The sequence below is a fragment of the Mucilaginibacter sp. P4_A11 genome (assembly GCF_056402535.1).
The window spans coordinates 1-20,797 of record NZ_JBFUHE010000020.1 but is presented as its reverse complement, the minus strand read 5'-3'; the positions used below and the strand labels follow the sequence as shown (position 1 = coordinate 20,797).

Annotated in this window: 19 protein-coding genes; 6 read left to right on the top strand and 13 right to left on the bottom strand. The window is 38.2% G+C overall.

Going from position 1 to position 20,797, the window contains the following annotated elements; translation table 11 throughout:
* The first annotated feature begins 176 nt into the window (after nt 1-176).
* The 6 genes from AC1DUD_RS27405 to cysN all read left to right on the top strand — a co-directional run bounded on the left by AC1DUD_RS27405 (nt 177) and on the right by cysN (nt 6,838).
* Nucleotides 177-1,589 (top strand): CCA tRNA nucleotidyltransferase, encoded by a 1,413-nt coding sequence (locus tag AC1DUD_RS27405; RefSeq protein WP_477380474.1) that lies wholly within the window; start codon nt 177-179, stop codon nt 1,587-1,589.
* A gap of 41 nt (nt 1,590-1,630) precedes the next feature.
* Nucleotides 1,631-2,293 (top strand): IS1096 element passenger TnpR family protein, encoded by a 663-nt coding sequence (locus AC1DUD_RS27400; protein WP_477380472.1) that lies wholly within the window; start codon nt 1,631-1,633, stop codon nt 2,291-2,293.
* A gap of 112 nt (nt 2,294-2,405) precedes the next feature.
* On the top strand, nt 2,406-3,494 hold the full coding sequence (locus AC1DUD_RS27395; protein ID WP_477380470.1) for a mannose-1-phosphate guanylyltransferase: 1,089 nt from the start codon (nt 2,406-2,408) through the stop codon (nt 3,492-3,494).
* Between the two features lie 51 nt (nt 3,495-3,545).
* Nucleotides 3,546-4,469: a tRNA (adenosine(37)-N6)-dimethylallyltransferase MiaA gene (gene miaA / locus AC1DUD_RS27390; protein ID WP_477380468.1), complete on the top strand. Its 924-nt coding sequence runs from the start codon at nt 3,546-3,548 to the stop codon at nt 4,467-4,469.
* Nucleotides 4,470-4,635: 166 nt separating this feature from the next.
* On the top strand, nt 4,636-5,541 hold the full coding sequence (gene cysD / locus AC1DUD_RS27385) for a sulfate adenylyltransferase subunit CysD (protein ID WP_477380466.1): 906 nt from the start codon (nt 4,636-4,638) through the stop codon (nt 5,539-5,541).
* Nucleotides 5,486-6,838: a sulfate adenylyltransferase subunit CysN gene (cysN, locus tag AC1DUD_RS27380; protein WP_477380464.1), complete on the top strand. Its 1,353-nt coding sequence runs from the start codon at nt 5,486-5,488 to the stop codon at nt 6,836-6,838. Before cysD ends, cysN begins: the two co-directional genes overlap by 56 nt.
* A gap of 158 nt (nt 6,839-6,996) precedes the next feature.
* Here the strand turns inward: cysN and AC1DUD_RS27375 are convergent, their stop codons facing one another.
* The 13 genes from AC1DUD_RS27375 to AC1DUD_RS27315 all read right to left on the bottom strand — a co-directional run.
* Nucleotides 6,997-8,406 carry a UDP-glucose 6-dehydrogenase gene (locus AC1DUD_RS27375; RefSeq protein ID WP_477380462.1) on the bottom strand — a complete coding sequence of 470 codons (1,410 nt, stop codon included), beginning with the start codon at nt 8,404-8,406 and terminating at the stop codon, nt 6,997-6,999.
* A gap of 48 nt (nt 8,407-8,454) precedes the next feature.
* The gene (gene rfbA, locus AC1DUD_RS27370) at nt 8,455-9,315 is read right to left on the bottom strand and encodes a glucose-1-phosphate thymidylyltransferase RfbA (protein WP_477380460.1); all 861 of its coding nucleotides are present in this window, start codon (nt 9,313-9,315) and stop codon (nt 8,455-8,457) included.
* Between the two features lie 22 nt (nt 9,316-9,337).
* Entirely contained in the window at nt 9,338-10,201 is an 864-nt protein-coding gene (rfbD, locus tag AC1DUD_RS27365) for a dTDP-4-dehydrorhamnose reductase (RefSeq protein WP_477380458.1), read from the bottom strand.
* A gap of 36 nt (nt 10,202-10,237) precedes the next feature.
* The gene (gene rfbC / locus AC1DUD_RS27360; protein ID WP_477380456.1) at nt 10,238-10,792 is read right to left on the bottom strand and encodes a dTDP-4-dehydrorhamnose 3,5-epimerase; all 555 of its coding nucleotides are present in this window, start codon (nt 10,790-10,792) and stop codon (nt 10,238-10,240) included.
* A gap of 18 nt (nt 10,793-10,810) precedes the next feature.
* The gene (gene rfbB, locus AC1DUD_RS27355; RefSeq protein WP_477380454.1) at nt 10,811-11,866 is read right to left on the bottom strand and encodes a dTDP-glucose 4,6-dehydratase; all 1,056 of its coding nucleotides are present in this window, start codon (nt 11,864-11,866) and stop codon (nt 10,811-10,813) included.
* A 34-nt stretch (nt 11,867-11,900) separates the two neighbouring features.
* Entirely contained in the window at nt 11,901-12,845 is a 945-nt protein-coding gene (gene fcl, locus AC1DUD_RS27350; protein WP_477380452.1) for a GDP-L-fucose synthase, read from the bottom strand.
* Nucleotide 12,846: 1 nt separating this feature from the next.
* Nucleotides 12,847-13,962: a GDP-mannose 4,6-dehydratase gene (gmd, locus tag AC1DUD_RS27345; RefSeq protein ID WP_477380450.1), complete on the bottom strand. Its 1,116-nt coding sequence runs from the start codon at nt 13,960-13,962 to the stop codon at nt 12,847-12,849.
* Between the two features lie 3 nt (nt 13,963-13,965).
* Nucleotides 13,966-14,727, bottom strand: a complete 762-nt coding sequence (locus AC1DUD_RS27340) for a WecB/TagA/CpsF family glycosyltransferase (protein ID WP_477380448.1) — start codon at nt 14,725-14,727, stop codon at nt 13,966-13,968.
* Between the two features lie 217 nt (nt 14,728-14,944).
* Entirely contained in the window at nt 14,945-16,051 is a 1,107-nt protein-coding gene (locus tag AC1DUD_RS27335; protein WP_477380446.1) for an acyltransferase family protein, read from the bottom strand.
* Between the two features lie 157 nt (nt 16,052-16,208).
* Nucleotides 16,209-18,101 carry a right-handed parallel beta-helix repeat-containing protein gene (locus tag AC1DUD_RS27330; RefSeq protein ID WP_477380444.1) on the bottom strand — a complete coding sequence of 631 codons (1,893 nt, stop codon included), beginning with the start codon at nt 18,099-18,101 and terminating at the stop codon, nt 16,209-16,211.
* A 114-nt stretch (nt 18,102-18,215) separates the two neighbouring features.
* Nucleotides 18,216-18,899 (bottom strand): glycosyltransferase, encoded by a 684-nt coding sequence (locus tag AC1DUD_RS27325; RefSeq protein WP_477380442.1) that lies wholly within the window; start codon nt 18,897-18,899, stop codon nt 18,216-18,218.
* Between the two features lie 17 nt (nt 18,900-18,916).
* Nucleotides 18,917-19,696 carry a glycosyltransferase gene (locus AC1DUD_RS27320; protein WP_477380440.1) on the bottom strand — a complete coding sequence of 260 codons (780 nt, stop codon included), beginning with the start codon at nt 19,694-19,696 and terminating at the stop codon, nt 18,917-18,919.
* The coding region (locus AC1DUD_RS27315) for a glycosyltransferase family 4 protein (RefSeq protein ID WP_477380438.1) at nt 19,683-20,797 on the bottom strand (1,115 nt) is incomplete at its 5' end. The genes AC1DUD_RS27315 and AC1DUD_RS27320, both read right to left, overlap by 14 nt.

Here is a 20,797-nt window from a genome sequence, read left to right as displayed (position 1 = left end):
CCCGGAGTTTGCAATTCCAGACGCGACCGCCTGTAATCTCTTACTACAGAACTACGTTAACAACATTGTGTCATCCCTTTTTAACTGCACACAATCTCACGTTTTTTAATTTACAAGGCATAGTTTCTAATTAATCTTACCTTTGTACCCTTATTAGCGTTTTCAGTACATAATTTATGCGTCAATACCTGCAGCATCCCGTATTTTCTGTTATATCCCGCCTTGCGGGCGAACAAAATGTACAGGCTTATGCCATTGGTGGTTTTGTGCGTGATATTTTCCTTAACCGCCCGTCTAAGGATATCGATATCGTTATTATTGGCAACGGCATAGCCTTTGCCGAAACGGTAGCAGCTAATCTTAAAGTTAAACTGGCGGTTTATAAAAACTTCGGCACGGCGTCGCTTAAATACCGCGATCTGGAGATTGAATTTGTTGGCGCCCGTAAAGAATCATACCGCCGCGATTCGCGCAAGCCTATTGTGGAAAACGGCACTTTGGAAGATGACCAGAAACGCCGCGATTTTACCATCAACGCACTGGCTATCTCACTGTATCCCGATACTTTTGGCGAACTGCTTGATCCGTTTAATGGCATTGTTGATCTCGAAAATAAACTTATCCGTACGCCACTTAATCCTAATGAAACATTTTCTGATGATCCATTGCGGATGATGCGGGCCATCAGGTTTGCTACGCAGCTTAACTTCAGGATAGATGATATCGCAATTGAGGCTATTAAAACTACTGCCGAAAGGATCAGCATCATATCGCAGGAGCGTATTACTGATGAGCTAAACAAGATCATCTTGTCCCCTGTACCTTCAATCGGGTTTAATTATTTATTTGATACCGGGCTACTGCATAAAATCTTTCCGCAAATGACAGCGCTTTACGGGGTTGACTATGTAGATGGCAAAGGTCATAAAGATAACTTTTATCATACCTTGCAGGTACTTGACAATATCTGCGAAACCACTGACGACCTTTGGTTACGCTGGGCTGCCATATTACACGATATAGCCAAACCGGCTACCAAACGTTTTGAACCCGGCCACGGCTGGACCTTTCATGGCCACGAAGACCGCGGCGCGCGCATGGTGCCTAAGATCTTCGCCCAGCTTAAGTTGCCGCTTAATGAAAAAATGAAGCAGGTTCAAAAACTGGTACAACTGCATTTAAGGCCAATAGTGCTCTCACAATCAATAGTTACCGATTCGGCAGTGCGGCGTTTGCTTTTTGAGGCAGGAGATGACATTGAAGGGCTCATGTTGTTGTGTAAAGCAGACATCACCACCAAAAATGAATATAAGGTTAAAAAATATCGTAACAATTTTGAGCTTGTTCAACAAAAATTAAAAGATGTTGAAGAGCGCGACAGCATCCGTAACTGGCAGCCGCCCGTTACAGGCAACGATATTATGACCCTGTTCGGTATAAAAGAAGGTCGCGAGGTTGGAATAATAAAAAATCAGATCCGCGAAGCGATACTGGAGGGCGAAATTCCCAACAACCGGGAGGCCGCATTAAGCTTTACAATTAACAAAGGCCTTGAAATTGGCTTAAAAGTTGTGACTAACCCAAATTAAATTAAAACATTATTATTTTTGTCCAAAATCTACGATAAGCAATGGCACTATACAGGTTCAGGGTTACTTTTGAAGACTACGATGACGTTACGAGAGAAATTGATGTAAAATCAAATCAAACTTTCGAAGATCTTCACCGCGCAATTCATCAGTCAACCGGTTATAATCCGGAATTTTCTTCATCATTTTATATCAGCAATGACCAGTGGACCAAAGGTGAAGAAATAACTTACCTGCCTAACCAAAGGCGTATTGACCGCGGTGTGTCATTGATGAGCAAGGTGAAGCTATTGAGCTTTATTGATGATCCGCATCAAAAATTTTACTATACGTTCAACTTTGACCGTCCGTTCGATTTTCATGTTGAATTGATGAAGATCATTTTAGATGAAACACCGGGCACTACTTATCCCGCCGTTGTCAAATCAGTTGGCGAGGCACCTAAACAATTTGGCAACTCATTTAACCCAACCGTTTTACCTCCTACTACTGAAGATTTCGATTTCCTAAACGAAATGGCCTTTAATCCCGAGGACACCGAAGATTTTTCGGAAGTTACGGATACGGACGAACTACCCGAAGAAAAACACTCCGGCGGAGGTGAAGAGGAGGAGGAAGAAGATGAATTCGACAATGAATTTAGCGACGATGAAGGCTTTGAAGATGATGAAAGGCCAAGCAGGGGCAACAGTGACGATTATTAATCGTAAAAAGAGTATATAATTTTTTATATACTCTTTTTGTTGTAATGCTATTTATACCATATATAATACTCTTTAAACAAATCACAATAAACAACTCATCCCCCTATTGCTAATGAACAACAAAAATTATTATGCCATTATTATGGCCGGAGGAATTGGAAGCCGCTTTTGGCCGATAAGCCGTACTTCGCACCCAAAACAGTTTATAGATATTCTTGGCACAGGTAAAACATTAATACAAAATACCTACGAACGTTTCCTGAAAGTATGCCCAAAAGAAAATATATACGTTGTTACTAACGAAAACTACACCAGGCTTGTAAAACAGCAGCTGCCCGACATGGAGGACCAGCAGATCCTTACTGAACCGGTAATGCGTAACACAGCACCCTGCGTTGCCTACGGCTGTTTTAAAATTGAAAGCCTTAACCCAGATGCAGTTATTGTTGTGGCCCCTTCCGATCAGCAGATCTTAGACGAAGATGCTTTTGTTGCCTCTATCGAAAAATCACTGCAAACCGCCGCTTCAAATGATTACCTGATAACCCTGGGCATTAAACCATCAAGACCTGATACCGGTTATGGGTATATTCAATACACCGATAGCGTTATCAATGATGACTTTCATAAGGTAAAAACCTTTACAGAAAAACCAACGCTTGAAATAGCTAAAACATTTATCCAAAGCGGCGATTTTTTATGGAACGCAGGCATTTTTGTTTGGTCGGCCAAGTCTATTGTTAAAGCATTTGAACAGTACCTGCCCGAAATGCATGAGACATTTGCTGAGGCGAGACCGGTTTATAATTCAGAAAACGAAAAATCTCACGTCCATAACGTGTACCAACAATGCGTTAACATTTCGATAGATTACGGCATTATGGAAAAAGCCGATAATGTATATGTATTGCCTTCAGATTTTGGATGGAGCGATTTAGGTACCTGGGCATCGATATATGACCTGGCCGATAAAGATTATGTAGGTAACGCTGTTATCCCTGCCGAAAAAGTGATCATGTATAATTCATCAAACTGCATGGTTAACGTTCCAGGCGAAAAGCTGGTGATATTACAGGGCCTGCATGATTATATTGTGGTAGAATCCAACAATTCCTTGCTCATTTGTCCACGCGACCAGGAACAAAACATTAAGCAGGTTGTGGCTGATGTGAAAAGTAAATTTGGAACGGTATATATATAGTCCCCCGCCTCTAAAAAGGGCGTTCAGATATAAAACACCAAAAGCTTCGCCATGAGCATGACACAGGGTAACAAAACCCTTATAGTAGTTGCCGGTCCCACTGCAGTAGGGAAAACAGCTGCGGCCATCAAGTTGGCGCAGCATTTCAATACTGTAGTGGTTTCTGCCGATTCAAGACAGTTTTTCAGGGAGATGAGCATTGGTACCGCTAAGCCTGATGCTGAAGAATTAGCTGCAGCTAAACATTACTTTATCAATTCGCACTCCATAACTGAAAGTTTGTCTGTCGGCGACTTTGAAAAGCAGGGACTTGCACTTTTGGACGAGCTTTTTAAAACACACGATAAAGTGATCTTGGCGGGGGGATCAGGCCTGTACATTAAAGCCATTTGCGAGGGTTTTGATGATTTACCTGTTGCTGATATTTTAGTACGTGATAAACTAAACCTGCAACTTGAAGAAGAAGGGATCACCGCATTACAGGAAAAGCTAAAACAAGTTGACCCCGATTATTACGCTCAGGTTGACCTGAACAATCCGCAGCGCATCATCAGGGCTTTAGAGGTTTTTGAAACAACGGACAAACCATTTTCATCTTACCGTAATGCCACCATTAACAAAAGGCCTTTCAATATCATTAAACTGGCACTTGATATGCCGCGCGAGAAATTATACGAACGTATAAACCTGCGCGTTGACCTAATGGTTAAACAAGGCCTTATTGATGAAGTTACGACCCTCCTGTCCTACCGCCAATTGAACGCGTTAAATACCGTTGGTTATGCTGAACTGTTTGATCACTTTGATGGCAAGACCAGCCTTAATGAAGCACTTTTGCTTATAAAACGAAATACCAGGCGCTTTGCTAAAAGGCAACTCACCTGGTTCAGAAAAGATAAAGATTTTGTTTGGTTTGATGCTGGCACTCCCGATGGTATTGACCAGATGATCAAAACAATTGAAACATCGGCATAAATCCGTTTATTAGATAAACAGCCCTAATAACCTAGGGAATTAACAACAGCCCATTTGTGTTAAATTCCAAATAGATAGCACTATAATTGGCATAATTACGTATAATTGCAGTTTAAATGCAAAACTCTACTACTTAGGTGGGGTTAGCAGGGTTTTCATTGTTAACATGCATAAATATTATCTTACTCATCTGCAGGAATTAGAATCAGAGGCCATTTACATTATCAGGGAAGTGGTTGCGCAGTTTGATCGTCCTGCCATCCTGTTTTCGGGCGGGAAAGACTCTATTGTGGTAACACACCTGGCAAAAAAAGCATTCTGGCCCGCTAAAATCCCAATGCCTCTTATCCATATTGATACCGGTCACAACTTTCCCGAAACAATGGAATTTAGGGACAAACTGGTTGAGAACCTTGGGGTACAGCTCATTGTTGGTTCGGTTCAGGAATCAATCAACAAGGGCCGCGCAGTTGAGGAAAGCGGTATCAATGCCAGCCGGAACGAGTTACAGATAGTAACCCTGCTTGATACCATTGAAAACCACAAAATAGATGCTGCTATTGGCGGTGCAAGGCGCGATGAGGAAAAGGCACGTGCTAAAGAGCGTTTCTTTAGTCACCGTGATGAATTTGGACAGTGGGATCCTAAAAACCAGCGCCCTGAGCTTTGGAATATCTTTAACGGCCGCAAACGCATGGGAGAGCATTTCCGCGTGTTCCCGATTAGCAACTGGACCGAAATGGATATCTGGAACTATATTTTGCAGGAAAACATAGCCATACCTTCGTTATACTTTGCGCACCAGCGTAATGCCGTTTACCGCGACAATACATGGCTGCCGGCATCTGAATTTTTACAGCTCCGGGAGGGAGAAACTATCGAAAACAAATTGATGCGTTTCCGCACCCTGGGTGATATTACCATAACCGGTGGTATAGAGTCTGGCGCAGACACATTGGAGAAGATTGTTGCCGAAGTATCAGCAACCCGCAGTACCGAGCGCGGAAATCGAAGTGATGACAAACGCTCGGATACTTCAATGGAAGACAGAAAAAAACAAGGTTATTTTTAAATTTGATTCAATGAGCCTTCAGGCAGTCAAGCCTGGAGCACAATATACCACCACAATGGAATTATTACGTTTTACTACAGCAGGTAGTGTTGACGATGGGAAAAGCACCCTAATAGGGCGCTTGCTGTACGATTCAAAATCCATCTTCGAAGACCAGATGGAAGCTGTAAAACAATCAAGCGAAAGAAAGGGCCTTCAGCACGTTGATTTGTCGTTATTAACCGATGGATTACGTTCAGAACGCGAACAGGGTATCACCATTGATGTAGCATATCGCTACTTCGCCACACCGAAACGCAAATTTATTATTGCCGATACACCTGGGCATATCCAATATACCCGCAACATGGTTACCGGAGCTTCAACTGCTAACCTGGCGCTGGTGCTTATTGACGCCCGCAAAGGTGTTGTTGAACAAACCTCCCGCCACTCATTCATCGCATCGCTTTTAAGGATCCCGCATATTATTGTTTGCGTAAATAAAATGGACCTGGTTGATTACAGCGAAGATGCCTTTAATAAAGTTGTTGAACAATACGAAGCCTTTGCTGCCAAAATTGATGTTAAAGACATTCGCTTTGTGCCCATTAGTGCCTTAGCCGGCGATAATGTGGTAAACGATTCGGAAAATATGCCATGGTATAAAGGTGAAAGCCTGCTGCATACCCTGGAAACTATACATATAGCCAGTGATGAAAACCACTCAGATGCACGTTTCCCTGTACAAACAGTGATTCGCCCGCATGCAGATGAGTATCATGACTACCGCGGTTATGCCGGCCGCATTGCAGGTGGTATTTTCAGACCCGGGGATAAGATCACTGTGCTGCCATCAGGACTAACATCGGCTATTAAATCTATAGATACCTATTCGGGGCCGGTTGAGGAAGCTTTTGCACCAATGTCGGTCTCTATCACTTTGGAGGACGATATTGATGTAAGTCGCGGTGACATGCTTGTAAAAGACGACAGCGAACCGCAGGTAAGCCAGGATCTTGACGCGATGATTTGCTGGATGGCAACCCGAGGTCCGCGCCCGGGTGCAAAATATCACCTTAAAACTACCACGCGTGAGGTAATGTCGATTATTAAAGAAGTTTATTACAAACTTGACATCAACACACTTGAAAAGCAGGAAGAAAATACTGATATCAAGATGAATGAAATGGTGAAGATCCGTTTACGTACTACCCAACCTGTGGTATTTGATGAGTACCAAAAAAACCGCATTACCGGTTCATTGATCCTGGTTGACGAATCAACCAATGAAACAGTAGCAGCAGGGACATTCTTGTAAACCGAAAAAGGCGAATGTATTTTCTGAAATATCTGCTACAGTAGCTCAAACCAGATAGATATTTACAAAATAAAGAGGGCATTTCAAAGCTTTGAAATGCCCTCTTTATTTTGTTTTTGTACAATAAACCCATGTTGGGTTGGCAGCTATTAATTTAGCTACACGCTTTGTGTATTGGTACCTATTGACAGTACCTGAAATCCTATTTTCTGTAATTTACTTACATCAAGCAAGTTTCTCCCATCAAATATTTTGGCAGGCTTTAACATATTATCATATATCCGTTGCCAGTCATAAGTTTTAAATTCATCCCATTCAGTAAGCACCGCAATAGCATGCGCATCTTTACAAGCTTCATAAGGATCTGAAATTACGCTGACACCAGTTTTATTTTCTTCCGGGGTTCTTGTAGCAAGATAATCAAGATCAAAATAAATCTGCTCGGCCGAAACTTTAGGGTCGTAAACAGCTAAACGGGCACGTTCGTGTAATAAATGGTCGGCGACATAAATAGCAGCCGACTCCCTTGTGTCGTTGGTATCCTTTTTAAAGGCCCAGCCAAAAATTGCAATCCTTTTTTCGTTAACGGTGTTATATAAATTTCTGATCATCTGGTTGGCGAAACGCTTTTTCTGATGATCGTTCATTATAATAACCTGCTCCCAATAATCAGCTACCTCCTGTAAACCGTAGCTTCTTGCGATATACACCAGGTTCAAAATATCTTTCTGAAAACATGATCCACCAAAGCCAACTGATGCTTTCAGAAATTTGGGGCCAATCCGGCTATCAGTACCTATAGCTCTGGCTACTTCATTGATATCGGCTTCTGTTTTTTCACAAATTTCGGTCAATGAGTTTATAGATGATACACGCTGGGCTAAAAAAGCGTTAGCGGTAAGCTTAGATAATTCAGACGACCAAACATTCGTAGTTAAAATGCGTTCGCGCGGAATCCAATTATTGTATACATCAACTAAAGCCTGGATAGCGACCTGGCCTTCGGGAGAATTATCGCCGCCAATTAAAACACGATCAGGCGAATCAAGATCCTCTACTGCAGTACCTTCGGCAAGAAACTCTGGATTTGATAATATTTGAAACTGCGAACCATTACCTGTATGGGTAAGGATATCCTTGATTGCACTGGCTGTTCTCACCGGTAGCGTGGACTTCTCAACAATAATCTTGTTGTCTTTAGCCACCCTGGCTATCTGCCGGGCACAAAGCTCAATCCATTTTAAATCGGCAGCCTGTCCTTTACCGGCTCCATAAGTTTTTGTTGGAGTATTTACAGAGATAAAGATCATCTGAGCTTCATCAATTGCTGATTCCACGTTGGTAGAAAAGAAAAGGTTACGTCCGCGAGCCTCGGCAACAACTTCACTTAATCCAGGTTCATAAACCGGGATATTTTCAACATCCGGATCGTTCCAGGCAGCTATACGCGATTCGTTCAAATCTACAACGGTTACTTTAATGTCGGGACATTTCTTTGCTATCATGGCCATAGTTGGGCCACCAACGTACCCAGCGCCAATGCAGCAAATTTTCGTAATTTTAGTCATCTAATTAAATTGATAATTATGAAATAAATAATCGTTCTGTTAAATCAATTAAGGTTGTAATCTTTGAATATACATCCCGTAACCGCTTTTAATATATTTTGACGCCAAAGTTTGCAAAGCTTCATAGTCAATAAATCCCATACGGTAGGCTACTTCTTCTATACATCCAATTTTAGTATCCTGACGTTTTTCAATAACTCTTACAAATTCCGAAGCATCACTTAAAGAATCAAAGGTACCTGTATCAAGCCAGGCAGTTCCCCTGTCCATTACCCCAACTTGTAATTCGCCTTTTTCGAGATATACTTTATTTACATCAGTAATTTCAAATTCGCCTCGCGGCGATGCAGGTATATCGCGCGCTATTTTCACAACTTGATTATCATAAAAATAAAGTCCAGGTACTGCATAATTGGATTTTGGCGCTTTCGGCTTTTCCTCGATTGAAAGAGCCTTGAAATCTTTATCGAATTCAACTACACCATAACGTTCAGGATCTGCAACAGGGTAAGCAAATATGGCCGCACCATTTACATTATTAAAACTTTGAATAAGCTTGCTGAACCCCGAACCGTAAAAAATATTATCGCCTAAAACCAAAGCCACCTTATCCTCGCCAATAAAATCGGCACCTATTACAAATGCTTGTGCAAGTCCATTCGGCACTTCCTGTGTAGCAAACTCAAATCTGCAACCCAACTCACTGCCATCTCCTAATAAACGTTTAAAGCCGGCTTGATCCTCCGGAGTAGTAATGATCAATATTTCTTTTATCCCTGCCAGCATCAGTACTGACAATGGATAATAGATCATTGGCTTATCATAAATAGGCATTAACTGTTTACTTATAGCCTTGGTTATAGGATAAAGGCGGGTTCCGGAACCGCCTGCAAGAATAATTCCTTTCATAAAGTGATGTTTTTAGTTTAGATTATTGGGCAGATTCAAGTGCTTTAAGACAAACAGCAAGGCTATCACGCCAATACGGAATTTCCAGGCCAAATGTTTCTTTTATTTTCGCCTTGTCCATTACTGAAAAGGCGGGCCGTGTTGCCCTTGTTGGATATTCACTTGTACGAATAGGATAAATTTTCACCTGAGTACCCGATAAGTCAAATATACCCTTTGCAAAATCATACCATGATGTTACTCCCTCGTTACTGTAATGATAAATGCCATAATTTTCACCTCCCAATGTTATGATATCTAAAATGGTAGCAGCCAGATCAATTGCATAAGTTGGTGTACCTATTTGGTCGGCTATAATTTTCAGTTCATCCCTATCGGCTCCTAACTTAAGCATGGTTTTAACAAAATTGTTCCCATATTCTGAATACAGCCAGCTTGTACGGATGATATAATGCTGTGGCAATATAGCTGCAATATCCTGCTCACCCTCCAACTTTGTAAGTCCATATATGCTAACAGGCTCGGCAATATCATCTTCCACCAAAGGAGTAGGGATATCACCTTTGAAAACAAAATCGGTTGATATCTGCACCAATGTAGCCCCGTAGGTTTTACATTTATTAGCCAGGTTTTGGGCGCCGGTTTTATTTATCTTGCGGGCCAATTCAATATCATCTTCGGCTTTGTCAACAGCGGTATAGGCTGCACAATTAACAGCATAGGCCGGTCTATATTGTTCAAAAATGCTGTCCAGTAAAGCCTCGTCTAAAATATTAGCTTCCGCTTCGGATGGAAATACAATTGATTTTATGTTTTTTAAGGCCGCTACCTTTTTTAAACACTGACCAAGCTGTCCTGAAGCACCGAAAACTACGATATTTTCCATATTGAATAATTTACTATGGGGGGTAAAATAAATTTATTAAAAACCAAAATCAGCTGCATCCTTCAAAAATGGCAGTTCCCGGTCTTTATCAGATACCAGAATATCAGCATCAGGCATGCCCCAATCAATACCCAATTCGGGGTCTGCATAATGCAGCCCACCTTCTGATTCCTTATTGTAGAAATTATCGCATTTATATTGAAACATCGCAGTATCGCTTAAAACTATGAAACCATGTGCAAAGCCCCGGGGAACAAAAAACTGCTTGTTGTTTTCTTCTGAAAGCACAACCGAATAGTATTGTCCTTTAGTGGGTGAACCGGTTCTTAAATCAACAGCGACATCTAATACCTCGCCTTTTGTTACCCTCACCAGCTTTGCCTGTGCATGCTGGCCCTTTTGCAAGTGTAACCCTCTGAATACCCCGCGGGATGAATAAGATTGGTTGTCCTGAACGAAATTCACCTCGTACCCTACAGCCTCATTAAAACGCCTGGCATTATACGATTCAAAGAAATACCCTCTATCATCGTTGAAAATGCGGGGAGTTATTACTACACATCCTTCAAGCGGAGTAGTTGTAATTATCATGCTATTTATAGTATTAGATTAACGATTTTCGTATTGATGATCATAGTAACTTGCGTATGCACCTGTGGTAACATTATTTAACCAGGCTTTGTTCTGTAAAAACCAATCTATTGTTTCTGAAAGTCCCTCTTCAAAAGTTACCGACGGCGCCCAGCCAAGTTCTTTGTTAATTTTGGTTGCATCAATGGCATATCTTCTATCATGACCAGGGCGATCTTTTACGTATGTAATCAGCTGCTCGCTGGTACCTGATTCGCGCCCAAGCTTTTCATCCATTTGTTTACACACTAAATGAACCAGATCAATATTTTTCCACTCGTTAAAGCCACCAATATTATAGGTGTCACCTACTTTACCTTCATGAAAGATCAAATCGATGGCAATTGCATGATCTTTTACAAACAACCAGTCTCTTGTATATTTTCCATCGCCATAAACAGGAAGCGGCTTGTTGTTAATAATATTGTTTATCATCAACGGAATCAACTTTTCAGGAAAGTGGTAAGGCCCGTAATTGTTTGAGCAATTTGAAACCACTGCTCTCATACCGTAAGTATCATGGTAAGCACGCACAAAATGATCTGACGCAGCCTTACTTGCACTGTAAGGAGAGTGTGGGTCATACCTGGTTTCTTCGGTAAACAAACCTTCTTCGCCTAAAGCACCATATACCTCATCTGTAGATATGTGATAAAAAAGGCTATTTTCATAACTTCCCGCCCATTTTTCTTTGGCAACTTCCAGCAAATTAACAGTACCGATAACATTGGTATAAACAAAATCCAAAGGACTGAGTATTGACCTATCTACGTGCGACTCTGCTGCAAGATGAATAACATCAGTTACGTCGTATTTTTCAAAAACGGCAGCAACTTGTTCCTTGTTCGTTATGTCTGCTTTTTCAAATACATAGTTAGCGGCATCTTCAATATCCGTAAGGTTTTCAAGGTTGCCAGCATAAGTAAGTGCATCAAGATTTATAATCAAATAATCAGGGTATCTGGTTACAAATCTCCGTACTACGTGTGAACCTATAAAACCGGCACCGCCGGTTATAATAATTTTTCTTGCCATATAAAATAAAACAGGTTAAGCGTAAACACCTAGTTTAAGCAAGAGCCTTACTTTCAAGTTTACTTAAAAAATCGCTGTATGCTAATTTAATTCCTTCAGGCAATTCGATGGTATGTTTCCAGCCTTTGCTATGAAGTTTAGATACATCCATTAACTTACGAGGAGTGCCATCGGGCTTGGTAGTATCAAAATTGATTGTACCTTCATAGCCAATTATTTCTTTTACCAATAAAGCCAGATCTTTAATAGAAATATCTTCTCCTGTGCCAATATTTACCAAGCCTTCCTCATTATAATTTTGCATTAGGTAGTAGCAAGCGTTGGCGAGATCATCGGCAAACAAAAACTCCCGCTTTGGAGTTCCTGTTCCCCAAATGGTAACTTCACCTATGTTCTGAGCCTTGGCTTCATGAAAACGGCGGATCAGGGCCGGCAATACGTGCGAGTTTTGGGGATGATAATTATCGTTATACCCGTATAAATTTGTAGGCATAACGGATATATAGTTACAGCCATACTGCGCACGATAAGCGTCGCACATTTTTATACCCGCTATTTTAGCAACAGCATATGGTTCATTGGTTTGTTCAAGCGGACCGGTCAACAAATAATCTTCATTCAGTGGTTGAGGAGCAAGCTTTGGATAAATACAGCTTGAGCCCAAAAACATGAGTTTTTTCACCCCATTAAGGTAACTGCTATGTATTACGTTATTCTGAATCTGTAAATTTTCATACAAAAAATCAGCTCTGTAAGTATTATTAGCAACAATCCCCCCAACCTTCGCGGCGGCTAAAAAAACATAGTCAGGCTTTTCTTCATTAAAAAAATCTCCAACCTGTTGTTGATTCCGTAAATCAAGTTCTGATGATGAACGGCTAATGATATTATGGAATCCCTCTTTTTCGAGCTTGCGCTGAATAGCTGATCCAACCATTCCGCGATGACCTGCTATATAAATTTTGGATGATTTATCCATATTATTCAAACTGATTTTTGATGGTATAACCAGAGCTCTTTAAAAGTTTCTCGCGTTGGAAGTTTTCAACGTCGGCTGCAACCATTTCACTAACTAAACCTTGCAAATCGTATTTGGGTTCCCAACCTAACTTAGTTTTTGATTTAGTAGGGTCACCAATTAGTAAGTCGACCTCTGTTGGCCTGAAATATGCCGCATCAACAGCAACTACTTCCTTACCTTCCTCTATCTGGAAATCAGGGTTGCTACAGCTAACAACATAACCTGTTTCGTTTACACCTTCGCCTCTGAAATTAATGGTTATGCCAACTTCGGCAAATGCCATTCTTACAAATTCCCTTACCCTTGTAGTTACACCAGTAGCAATTACATAATCTTCGGCAACTTCCTGTTGTAGTATTAAATACATCGCTTCTACATAATCTTTGGCATGTCCCCAATCGCGTTGTGCGTCAAGGTTACCCAAATACAACTTATCCTGTAAACCTAAAGCAATTTTTGCTGTTGCGCGTGTAATTTTACGTGTAACGAAGGTTTCACCACGTAAAGGGCTCTCGTGGTTAAAAAGGATACCATTGCAGGCGTAAATGCCATAAGCTTCACGATAGTTTACAGTAATCCAATAGGCATACATTTTTGCTACTGCATAAGGCGAGCGCGGGTAAAACGGTGTAGTTTCTGATTGAGGCACAGCTTGTACCAAGCCATATAACTCAGACGTAGATGCCTGGTAAATTTTGGTCTTTTTCTCTAAACCTAAAATCCTTATGGCTTCTAATAAACGTAATGTACCTATCCCATCAGCATTAGCTGTATATTCAGGTGTGTCAAAACTTACTTTAACGTGAGACATTGCACCCAAGTTATAAATTTCATCGGGTTGTACTTGTTGAATTATACGGATCAGATTGGTACTGTCACTTAAATCACCATAATGTAAGATAAGATTTTTGTTTGTATCATGCGGATCCTGATAAAGGTGGTCAATCCTGTCAGTATTAAAAAGAGAGCTACGACGTTTTATACCGTGCACTTCGTATCCTTTTGAGAGCAAAAGTTCTGTTAGATAGGCTCCATCCTGGCCTGTTATGCCTGTTAATAGGGCGATTTTTTTCATAAGCTAATTTTGAATTTTTAAAAATTTAACAACTAATGCCTTGAAGTACAAACCTAAGAAGATAAAATTTGTACTGAAATATCTTTTAAATAACCGTCTGGGTTCCTGATATAAACGAAATAACCATTCCAAGCTATTCTTTCGCATCCAAAATGGAGCTCTTTTTTGCATACCTATCATAACAGGTAAAGCCCCACCTACACCAATCATTACTGCTTGAATTTTATTCCTCATCTCATACATCCACTTTTCTTGCTTCGGGCATCCCAGGATTACAAATACAATTGAAGGGTTAGAATTATTAATCAATCCAATAACATCCGTTTCCTCTTGTTGACTTAATTCTCTGAATGGAGGAGAATATAAGCCAGATATAATAAGATCAGGGTATGTATTTGTTAAATGTTCACTTGTCAAGTTTAACATTTGCTGAGAACCGCCATAAAAAAAAACGCCTAATTTACGCTCTTCGGCAATTGACAAAAGGTCTGGTAATAAGTCCATTCCGGCTACCCTTTCTTGTTTTACACCATATAAGGCTTTTATAGCCTTTGCCAACGGCATTCCATCAGGGGTAATCAAATCCGCATTGCTAACGTAATTCGCAAAAGCTTTAGATTTGTAAGCTTCAATTAGCATATGAACATTAGCTACACATACATATGAAGATCTTTTATTTTCTGCAAAATGAACAATAGAACTTATAAACTGCTTATAAGTCCCCTTAGAAATTGGCATTGATATTAAAAAAAGCTTATCAAGCATCGGTAGAAAGTCTATTTAAAATAATCAAATTAAGTAACAAATTATTTTATTCAAAAATAAACATTTTTTTGATTTAATTACAATATTAATAACAAAACAGACATTTTATTATTCTTTTTACAATTAACAATTTATTAACATGAGGAGAGGAAATTTATCATAAACCGCTTATAGTATTTATCTTGTGCAAAAGACGCAGCAACGAGTTGAAATGCCATTATTTCCCAAAAAAAATCCAATTACGTTTTAATTTTATTTCATTATTTTTTAAAAAGCTCATCCCCGGTTTTTCAATTGCATAATACGTAATAATACTAAATATCAACGTCCCCGTTACAACATAACAAAAGCTAAACGCATTATTATTAATACCTATCATCTTGCTCACTTTCATATACGATTCAATAAATAAATAATGGTTCACATATAGCGAATAGGAGATCAGGCCCAAAAAATATACAACTTTTGATGAGAAAAACTTACTCAGGTAATTTACTTCCGTCAAGTAAAGAATCAGGAAAGGCATTAAAAGTATAATTAAAATGTCTGATCTATTAAAAAATAGCAAAACTATTATTGCTATGGCAGCATATTTAAAATTGCTATAGTTTTTCTTTTTATCGTATACCATAAAGGCAAAAACACCGAGCAAATACGAAACTATAGTGCGAAGAAAACTTGCTGGTCCGCGAGTATACGAAACAACCGGATTAAACCCTTTAATTGTGCTTAACTGTGTATAATTTGCCCAGTTTATAAAATGTGCTCTTAAAATACTTATCAGAATGAGAATTAATAGCGAGACGCAAATCAGTACCCATGCTTTATTTCTAAATTTAATGAGGTAATGAAATAAAAACGGAAAAATGAAATAAATTACCCATTCATTTGTTAATGACCAGCCTGGTGGAATAACAGAGTCGTTGAAGAAAGGAATAATACCTTGCAAAAGTGTTAAATTAACTAAAAAATTTGCAAAACTGCCTCTGTCAAACAGAGAATAATACAATACAGTCATGCAAATATATAGCGGGAATATTCTAAAAAACCTTTTAAACATAAAAGTTTTATAATCCTCACCAAATGATACTGTTTCAGTAAATACCCTGTGCGAGCTTAAACTTAATACAAAACCACTTAAAATAAAAAACAGGTCGACTGATAGATAACCATGATTAATGATGCTTTTAAAAAAGTGAATATTCCCCGTAAAATCTGACAATTTCATCTTCTGAGAAATCTCAACATTCCAATGAAAAATGATTACATATACAGCTGCAAGTCCCCTGATTCCGGTTAAACTTTTTATCTCTTTAGATGCCATTAGTTTTGTAAAGTCATTTTAATAAATGCAATAACAACAAGGTATATGCATTAAGTGTGATATATTTAGATTATTTATAGCTTTAAAACTAAGACCACATCAAAGACAATATCTTTGCACTTCGAATAATAAACGTTCAGTGTTTTTTTTTTCAAGTTTATTGGATACCCAATTCATTTCCTCTTAAAATTCCTTTCAACTTTAAATATTTATTAGGGTCATCTTTAAGTTTGTTTATCACATCTCTGAGCTTAGTCGTCGATAAAGATACTTTATGATTGTTGTCCTTTTGGTTACTATTTAAAATAGAGAACTGATTCTTTTGAGCTGGTTGAGCCTGCGATAAGGTGACAAAATAATTACTATCAACTATGCCAAGTCCGGGGTTATTAGTCCCCGCATGGTGATTATCCATATAAATATCGTTACCAACAACGATGTTTTCAGAAAAATTCACATTACTTGAATTTTGATAACTTAAGTCCTGTGCGATAGAACTTCCAATAATTATATTATTATTAAAATTTATATTGTTTGCCATATGGCAATGTACCGGCATTTGAAAATCGATAATAGTATTTTTTTCTGCAGTACTATTATTTGATTTTTCATCAAAATAGATGCCTATTTTACTTCCCTGATGTCCAACTATCACGTTATTCGTGATAGTTATATTCTCCCTTTGGGTACAGTAGATTGCAGCGCCATCATTAAGATATTGCATTACATTTGATACTTTACACCCCTGAACAGTAACCCTCTCGCCCCTCACACAAATTCCCGAATAAGAAACATTATTAACATTTATATTTAAAATGCTATTGCCTGCACCATCTTCATAAATTCCAACCGCACTTTTAAACAATAATCCCGCATTGCTTATTTTTGAATTTGATACGACATTGTTATTTCCATTTACATAAATACCACCACCATATAAATTTGACAGCGAAAGATTATTAAGTTTATTATTGTTGCCCTTTAAATTAATTCCAGAACTACCGGTGTTTGCTATACTTAAATTGCTTAAATTAATATTTGAAACGTTTGTCCCGCTTATCGCCGCATCCATGGTTACGGCTCCAAAATTTTCATTCTGCAATTTACTTGAGCACCCTTTTATAGTTAAACCGTCAATAGTAATGTTGTTTACTCCATTGCTACCGAAATTAAACATAGTACGATACTTAGGCAGGTATATTTTAACCTTATTTACATTATCAGATGCCAATGGCCAATAATATAATTTTTCCTCACTACGATTTAAATACCATGATCCCGGAGAAGTCATTCCTTGAGCCACATTATATACAGCATACTTGTTAGCATTTGCAGACTGATCCATATATGCACCTAACGGGTATGTTGCCGGATATATAAAATAAATTACCTTATTTATTGAGTCAATACTTTTTATTCCTAAATATGATTCGTTCCAGCTATGAAACAACTCAATCTCAGCATTTTGAGGATCGAGAGATCGAAAATCTGATTCGTTATACTGAAGTCCATCACGATCCGTATCTGATGGTTTCTTTTGCCAGGAACCTTCCGAAGAAGATAGTGTTTTTTGATTCCACTTATTTTTGTAACTGAACAGGCCTTTTGCAGGAAACCTTGCCGGCAACAACATAGAATCATCTTTGATAATCATACGAAAATCCCATACCCTATCGGCTGTTCCTTTTACATTTGATACAAAGTATTTTCCTTGCTTAGCTAAGTTATCACACAATACCCCCCCATATAAAACAGGTTGTTCGCCCTGATAGTTTTTTATAATTAAATTAGCATCTTGCGGCACAAAAGTAACCGTAGTATTGTAATAGTCCCCTCCTCTTAAAATTATATTTTTAACACCAGACTTTCTACTTTTCTCTACCGCAAAACTTAAAGTTTTCAGTGGGCTACTAATTGTCCCTGTATTAGAGTCGCTACCATTAGGCGCAACATATATTCCGCCTAAATCATTAGGAGCTTTAAAGCTGCTTAAACAAAATATAATAAATAAAAATTGAAAAGAAACACCGAAAAAATTAAACATCTTCATAATCAAACATTTAATTTAGAACTGAAAAACTAAAATTTTGTTGCATTCAACTAATTATATTAAGATGCTTTTAATAGCCGGCGATGATATGTTTCTATATCAAAGTTCGTGTAGTTAAGAAACGTGTATCAAACCTTTAACTATAAGAGCCCGCTTTACAAATCTTTTCCAGTAAGGGTTTTTACTTGTTCCCGCCAATATTGATGCGTTACCTCCATGACGCCTGTAATAGATAAGCTTATCATCAATAAATTTGGCCTTAAAAAGAAACGCACCTACATTTCCCAACCAAGTATCATGTGACGAAATATAATCTGGAAATGGTAACGATTTTAATAAAACATTTCTACGGAAAGCCAAGCAACAACCTAAATAAGGTGAACCTAACGCAAGAGCTAAAAATTTATTTTTCTTTGATTTCCTGAGCTGATAATATGATTCGTGTAAAATATTAAGATTACTATCAGTAACATAACAGTCACTAATTACCAAATCATTTTCCTGTAATGCAGCAAGCGTTGTTTGTACCTTATTGGGGGCCCAAATATCATCCTGATCTGATAAAAATATGACATCTCCGGACGAGTGCTTAAGGGCATTTTCAACATTTTTAATATAATGAAGGTTAGCTTCATTTATATATAATTTAATTCGTTTATCATTTATACTCCGGATTACTTCTACCGTTGAATCGGATGAATTATCATCAGAGATAATCACTTCATCCTCATCTGAGAGCTGATCAAGTATGGAAGCTAGCTGATCTTTTATATAAACTTCACCGTTATATGAGGGCATGCAAACTGATATCATAATTATTTTTTTCGTAAAAAATTGAAAACTTTATTAGGTAAAAAAATCTTTACAAGCGTTTTAAAAACAAATGGGAACTGATGCATAATAACGCTGCTGATGTTAAACTGCAATTCTTTCGCCACTTGAAGATAAGATTTTAACAATTTTTTAAAATCCCTGTTTGATACGCCATCAAGATAAAAAACAGATACTGCATCATTAAAAACACCGTAATTTCCACCAATAATACACTTTGACATYAGCAAGTTTTCGGCTTGTAAACCAACGCCTAAGTCATATGGCAAAACATTAAAGGCCTTTCTTTTTATTAAAAAGCCCTGGTGCATAAATGTGGTAACCGGAAAAAAATTGCGCTCGTTGTAGGGCACCAATATTTTAGGCGTAATTACATGTTCTTTATAATTATCGTTAAGCTTCGCAAAAACCGCTGCAAAAACGCAATCATAGTTAAAATAATCATCTATTTTAAAATCAGACCAATCCGTAAGTAAATCGCCTGCATTTAACCAAATTATCAGGTCATCATCATTCATAGGGAATAATAATGCTTTATTCATTGCATCATATATACCCTTATCTCTTTCGGATACCCAATTATCTATGATGTCATGATTGCTCTCGATTAAATTTAAAGTAGAATCTTTAGATCCTCCGTCAATAACGATAAATTGATGATAGGGTTTTTTGTATGCCCTTACACTTGATAATGTTTTTAATAAATTGTCGGCGTCGTTATATGTAACCGTTATAATAAAAACAGTACCTCTAACCTCTGTCATAAATTAAACTTTTATAAACATTTAAAACCTGATCTGCATATGCTTTTTCTGTGAAATTTGAAATCACAAATTTGTACCCTTCGTTTTCCAATTTCATACACGCTGATGGATCACTTATCGAATAACGTATGGAACTTTCAAATTCACGATTATCGTTATATAGTAGTCCATTAATTTTGTTTGAGATCAGCTCAGAAGTACCTGCGTTGTTATAACCAATTACAAGGCACTTATTATACATTGCCTCCAAAGTCACACGGCCAAGCGCTTCATTATGCGAGCACATAAAAAGCGCAATGCTATTTTGCATTAACTGAGTAAGATCATTCTGAAACCCAAGAAATTGAACGGATGCTGATATGCCCAAAGTACTAACTATATTTAGTACTTTGTTTCTATATTCTTCTTTAACAAATTCACCAGCTATTTTAAGTTTTATTGATGGAAACTCATTGGTTATTTTTGAAAACGCGTAAATCGCGTCTTCGATTCCTTTGTCATAGATTAAAGCGCCGCAAAAGATAAAATACCTATCATTCGGATCTGCTGATTTATTATGAATTTGTTCTTTGTTAAACAAACCGTTATAAATAACATTTATATCCTCACCTATGTAAAAGTGTTTTGCAATACTTTTTGATATTGATATAACAGCAGCTGCCCGTTTTAAAAGCAAAAGATATTTATCCTTTCCGTATATATATTCCAAATTATAGTCTAAATCCTGAAACTCTCTCAGGTGCCAAACGTGAGGAATACCCGTTTGCTTTGATAGCATCTGTCCTATTGAAATAATCCCGCTATTAGAGTGAATTAAATCAAAATCAATCAGGTTCACGTTTTTTTTTATTGTGCTTATAGCCTTAATATTTATCGCACGAATACGCAATAGCCTTGGCAAATAAAGAAGCGTCTTTTTTAAAAAAGAATATTTTTGTACACATACATGTTTAAAAGCTATAACATGGTAGGGTATGTTCAATTTATCTAATTCGTCAGAAAATGGTCCTTTTTCTGGCAATATGACTGTTGCTTTAACTGCTACATTTAATCCCGACAATAGATTCAATAGCGATCTGTTAGCACCCAACATGGTAGGTA

Bases quoted from the DNA above. Each gene is read 5' to 3' on its own strand.
- AC1DUD_RS27405 (WP_477380474.1), top strand. From the start codon at position 177: ATGCGTCAATACCTGCAGCATCCCGTATTTTCTGTTATATCCCGCCTT.
- AC1DUD_RS27400 (WP_477380472.1), top strand. From the start codon at position 1,631: ATGGCACTATACAGGTTCAGGGTTACTTTTGAAGACTACGATGACGTT.
- AC1DUD_RS27395 (WP_477380470.1), top strand. From the start codon at position 2,406: ATGAACAACAAAAATTATTATGCCATTATTATGGCCGGAGGAATTGGA.
- miaA (WP_477380468.1), top strand. From the start codon at position 3,546: ATGAGCATGACACAGGGTAACAAAACCCTTATAGTAGTTGCCGGTCCC.
- cysD (WP_477380466.1), top strand. From the start codon at position 4,636: ATGCATAAATATTATCTTACTCATCTGCAGGAATTAGAATCAGAGGCC.
- cysN (WP_477380464.1), top strand. From the start codon at position 5,486: ATGACAAACGCTCGGATACTTCAATGGAAGACAGAAAAAAACAAGGTT.
- AC1DUD_RS27375 (WP_477380462.1), bottom strand. From the start codon at position 8,406: ATGACTAAAATTACGAAAATTTGCTGCATTGGCGCTGGGTACGTTGGT.
- rfbA (WP_477380460.1), bottom strand. From the start codon at position 9,315: ATGAAAGGAATTATTCTTGCAGGCGGTTCCGGAACCCGCCTTTATCCT.
- rfbD (WP_477380458.1), bottom strand. From the start codon at position 10,201: ATGGAAAATATCGTAGTTTTCGGTGCTTCAGGACAGCTTGGTCAGTGT.
- rfbC (WP_477380456.1), bottom strand. From the start codon at position 10,792: ATGATAATTACAACTACTCCGCTTGAAGGATGTGTAGTAATAACTCCC.
- rfbB (WP_477380454.1), bottom strand. From the start codon at position 11,866: ATGGCAAGAAAAATTATTATAACCGGCGGTGCCGGTTTTATAGGTTCA.
- fcl (WP_477380452.1), bottom strand. From the start codon at position 12,845: ATGGATAAATCATCCAAAATTTATATAGCAGGTCATCGCGGAATGGTT.
- gmd (WP_477380450.1), bottom strand. From the start codon at position 13,962: ATGAAAAAAATCGCCCTATTAACAGGCATAACAGGCCAGGATGGAGCC.
- AC1DUD_RS27340 (WP_477380448.1), bottom strand. From the start codon at position 14,727: ATGCTTGATAAGCTTTTTTTAATATCAATGCCAATTTCTAAGGGGACT.
- AC1DUD_RS27335 (WP_477380446.1), bottom strand. From the start codon at position 16,051: ATGGCATCTAAAGAGATAAAAAGTTTAACCGGAATCAGGGGACTTGCA.
- AC1DUD_RS27330 (WP_477380444.1), bottom strand. From the start codon at position 18,101: ATGAAGATGTTTAATTTTTTCGGTGTTTCTTTTCAATTTTTATTTATT.
- AC1DUD_RS27325 (WP_477380442.1), bottom strand. From the start codon at position 18,899: ATGCCCTCATATAACGGTGAAGTTTATATAAAAGATCAGCTAGCTTCC.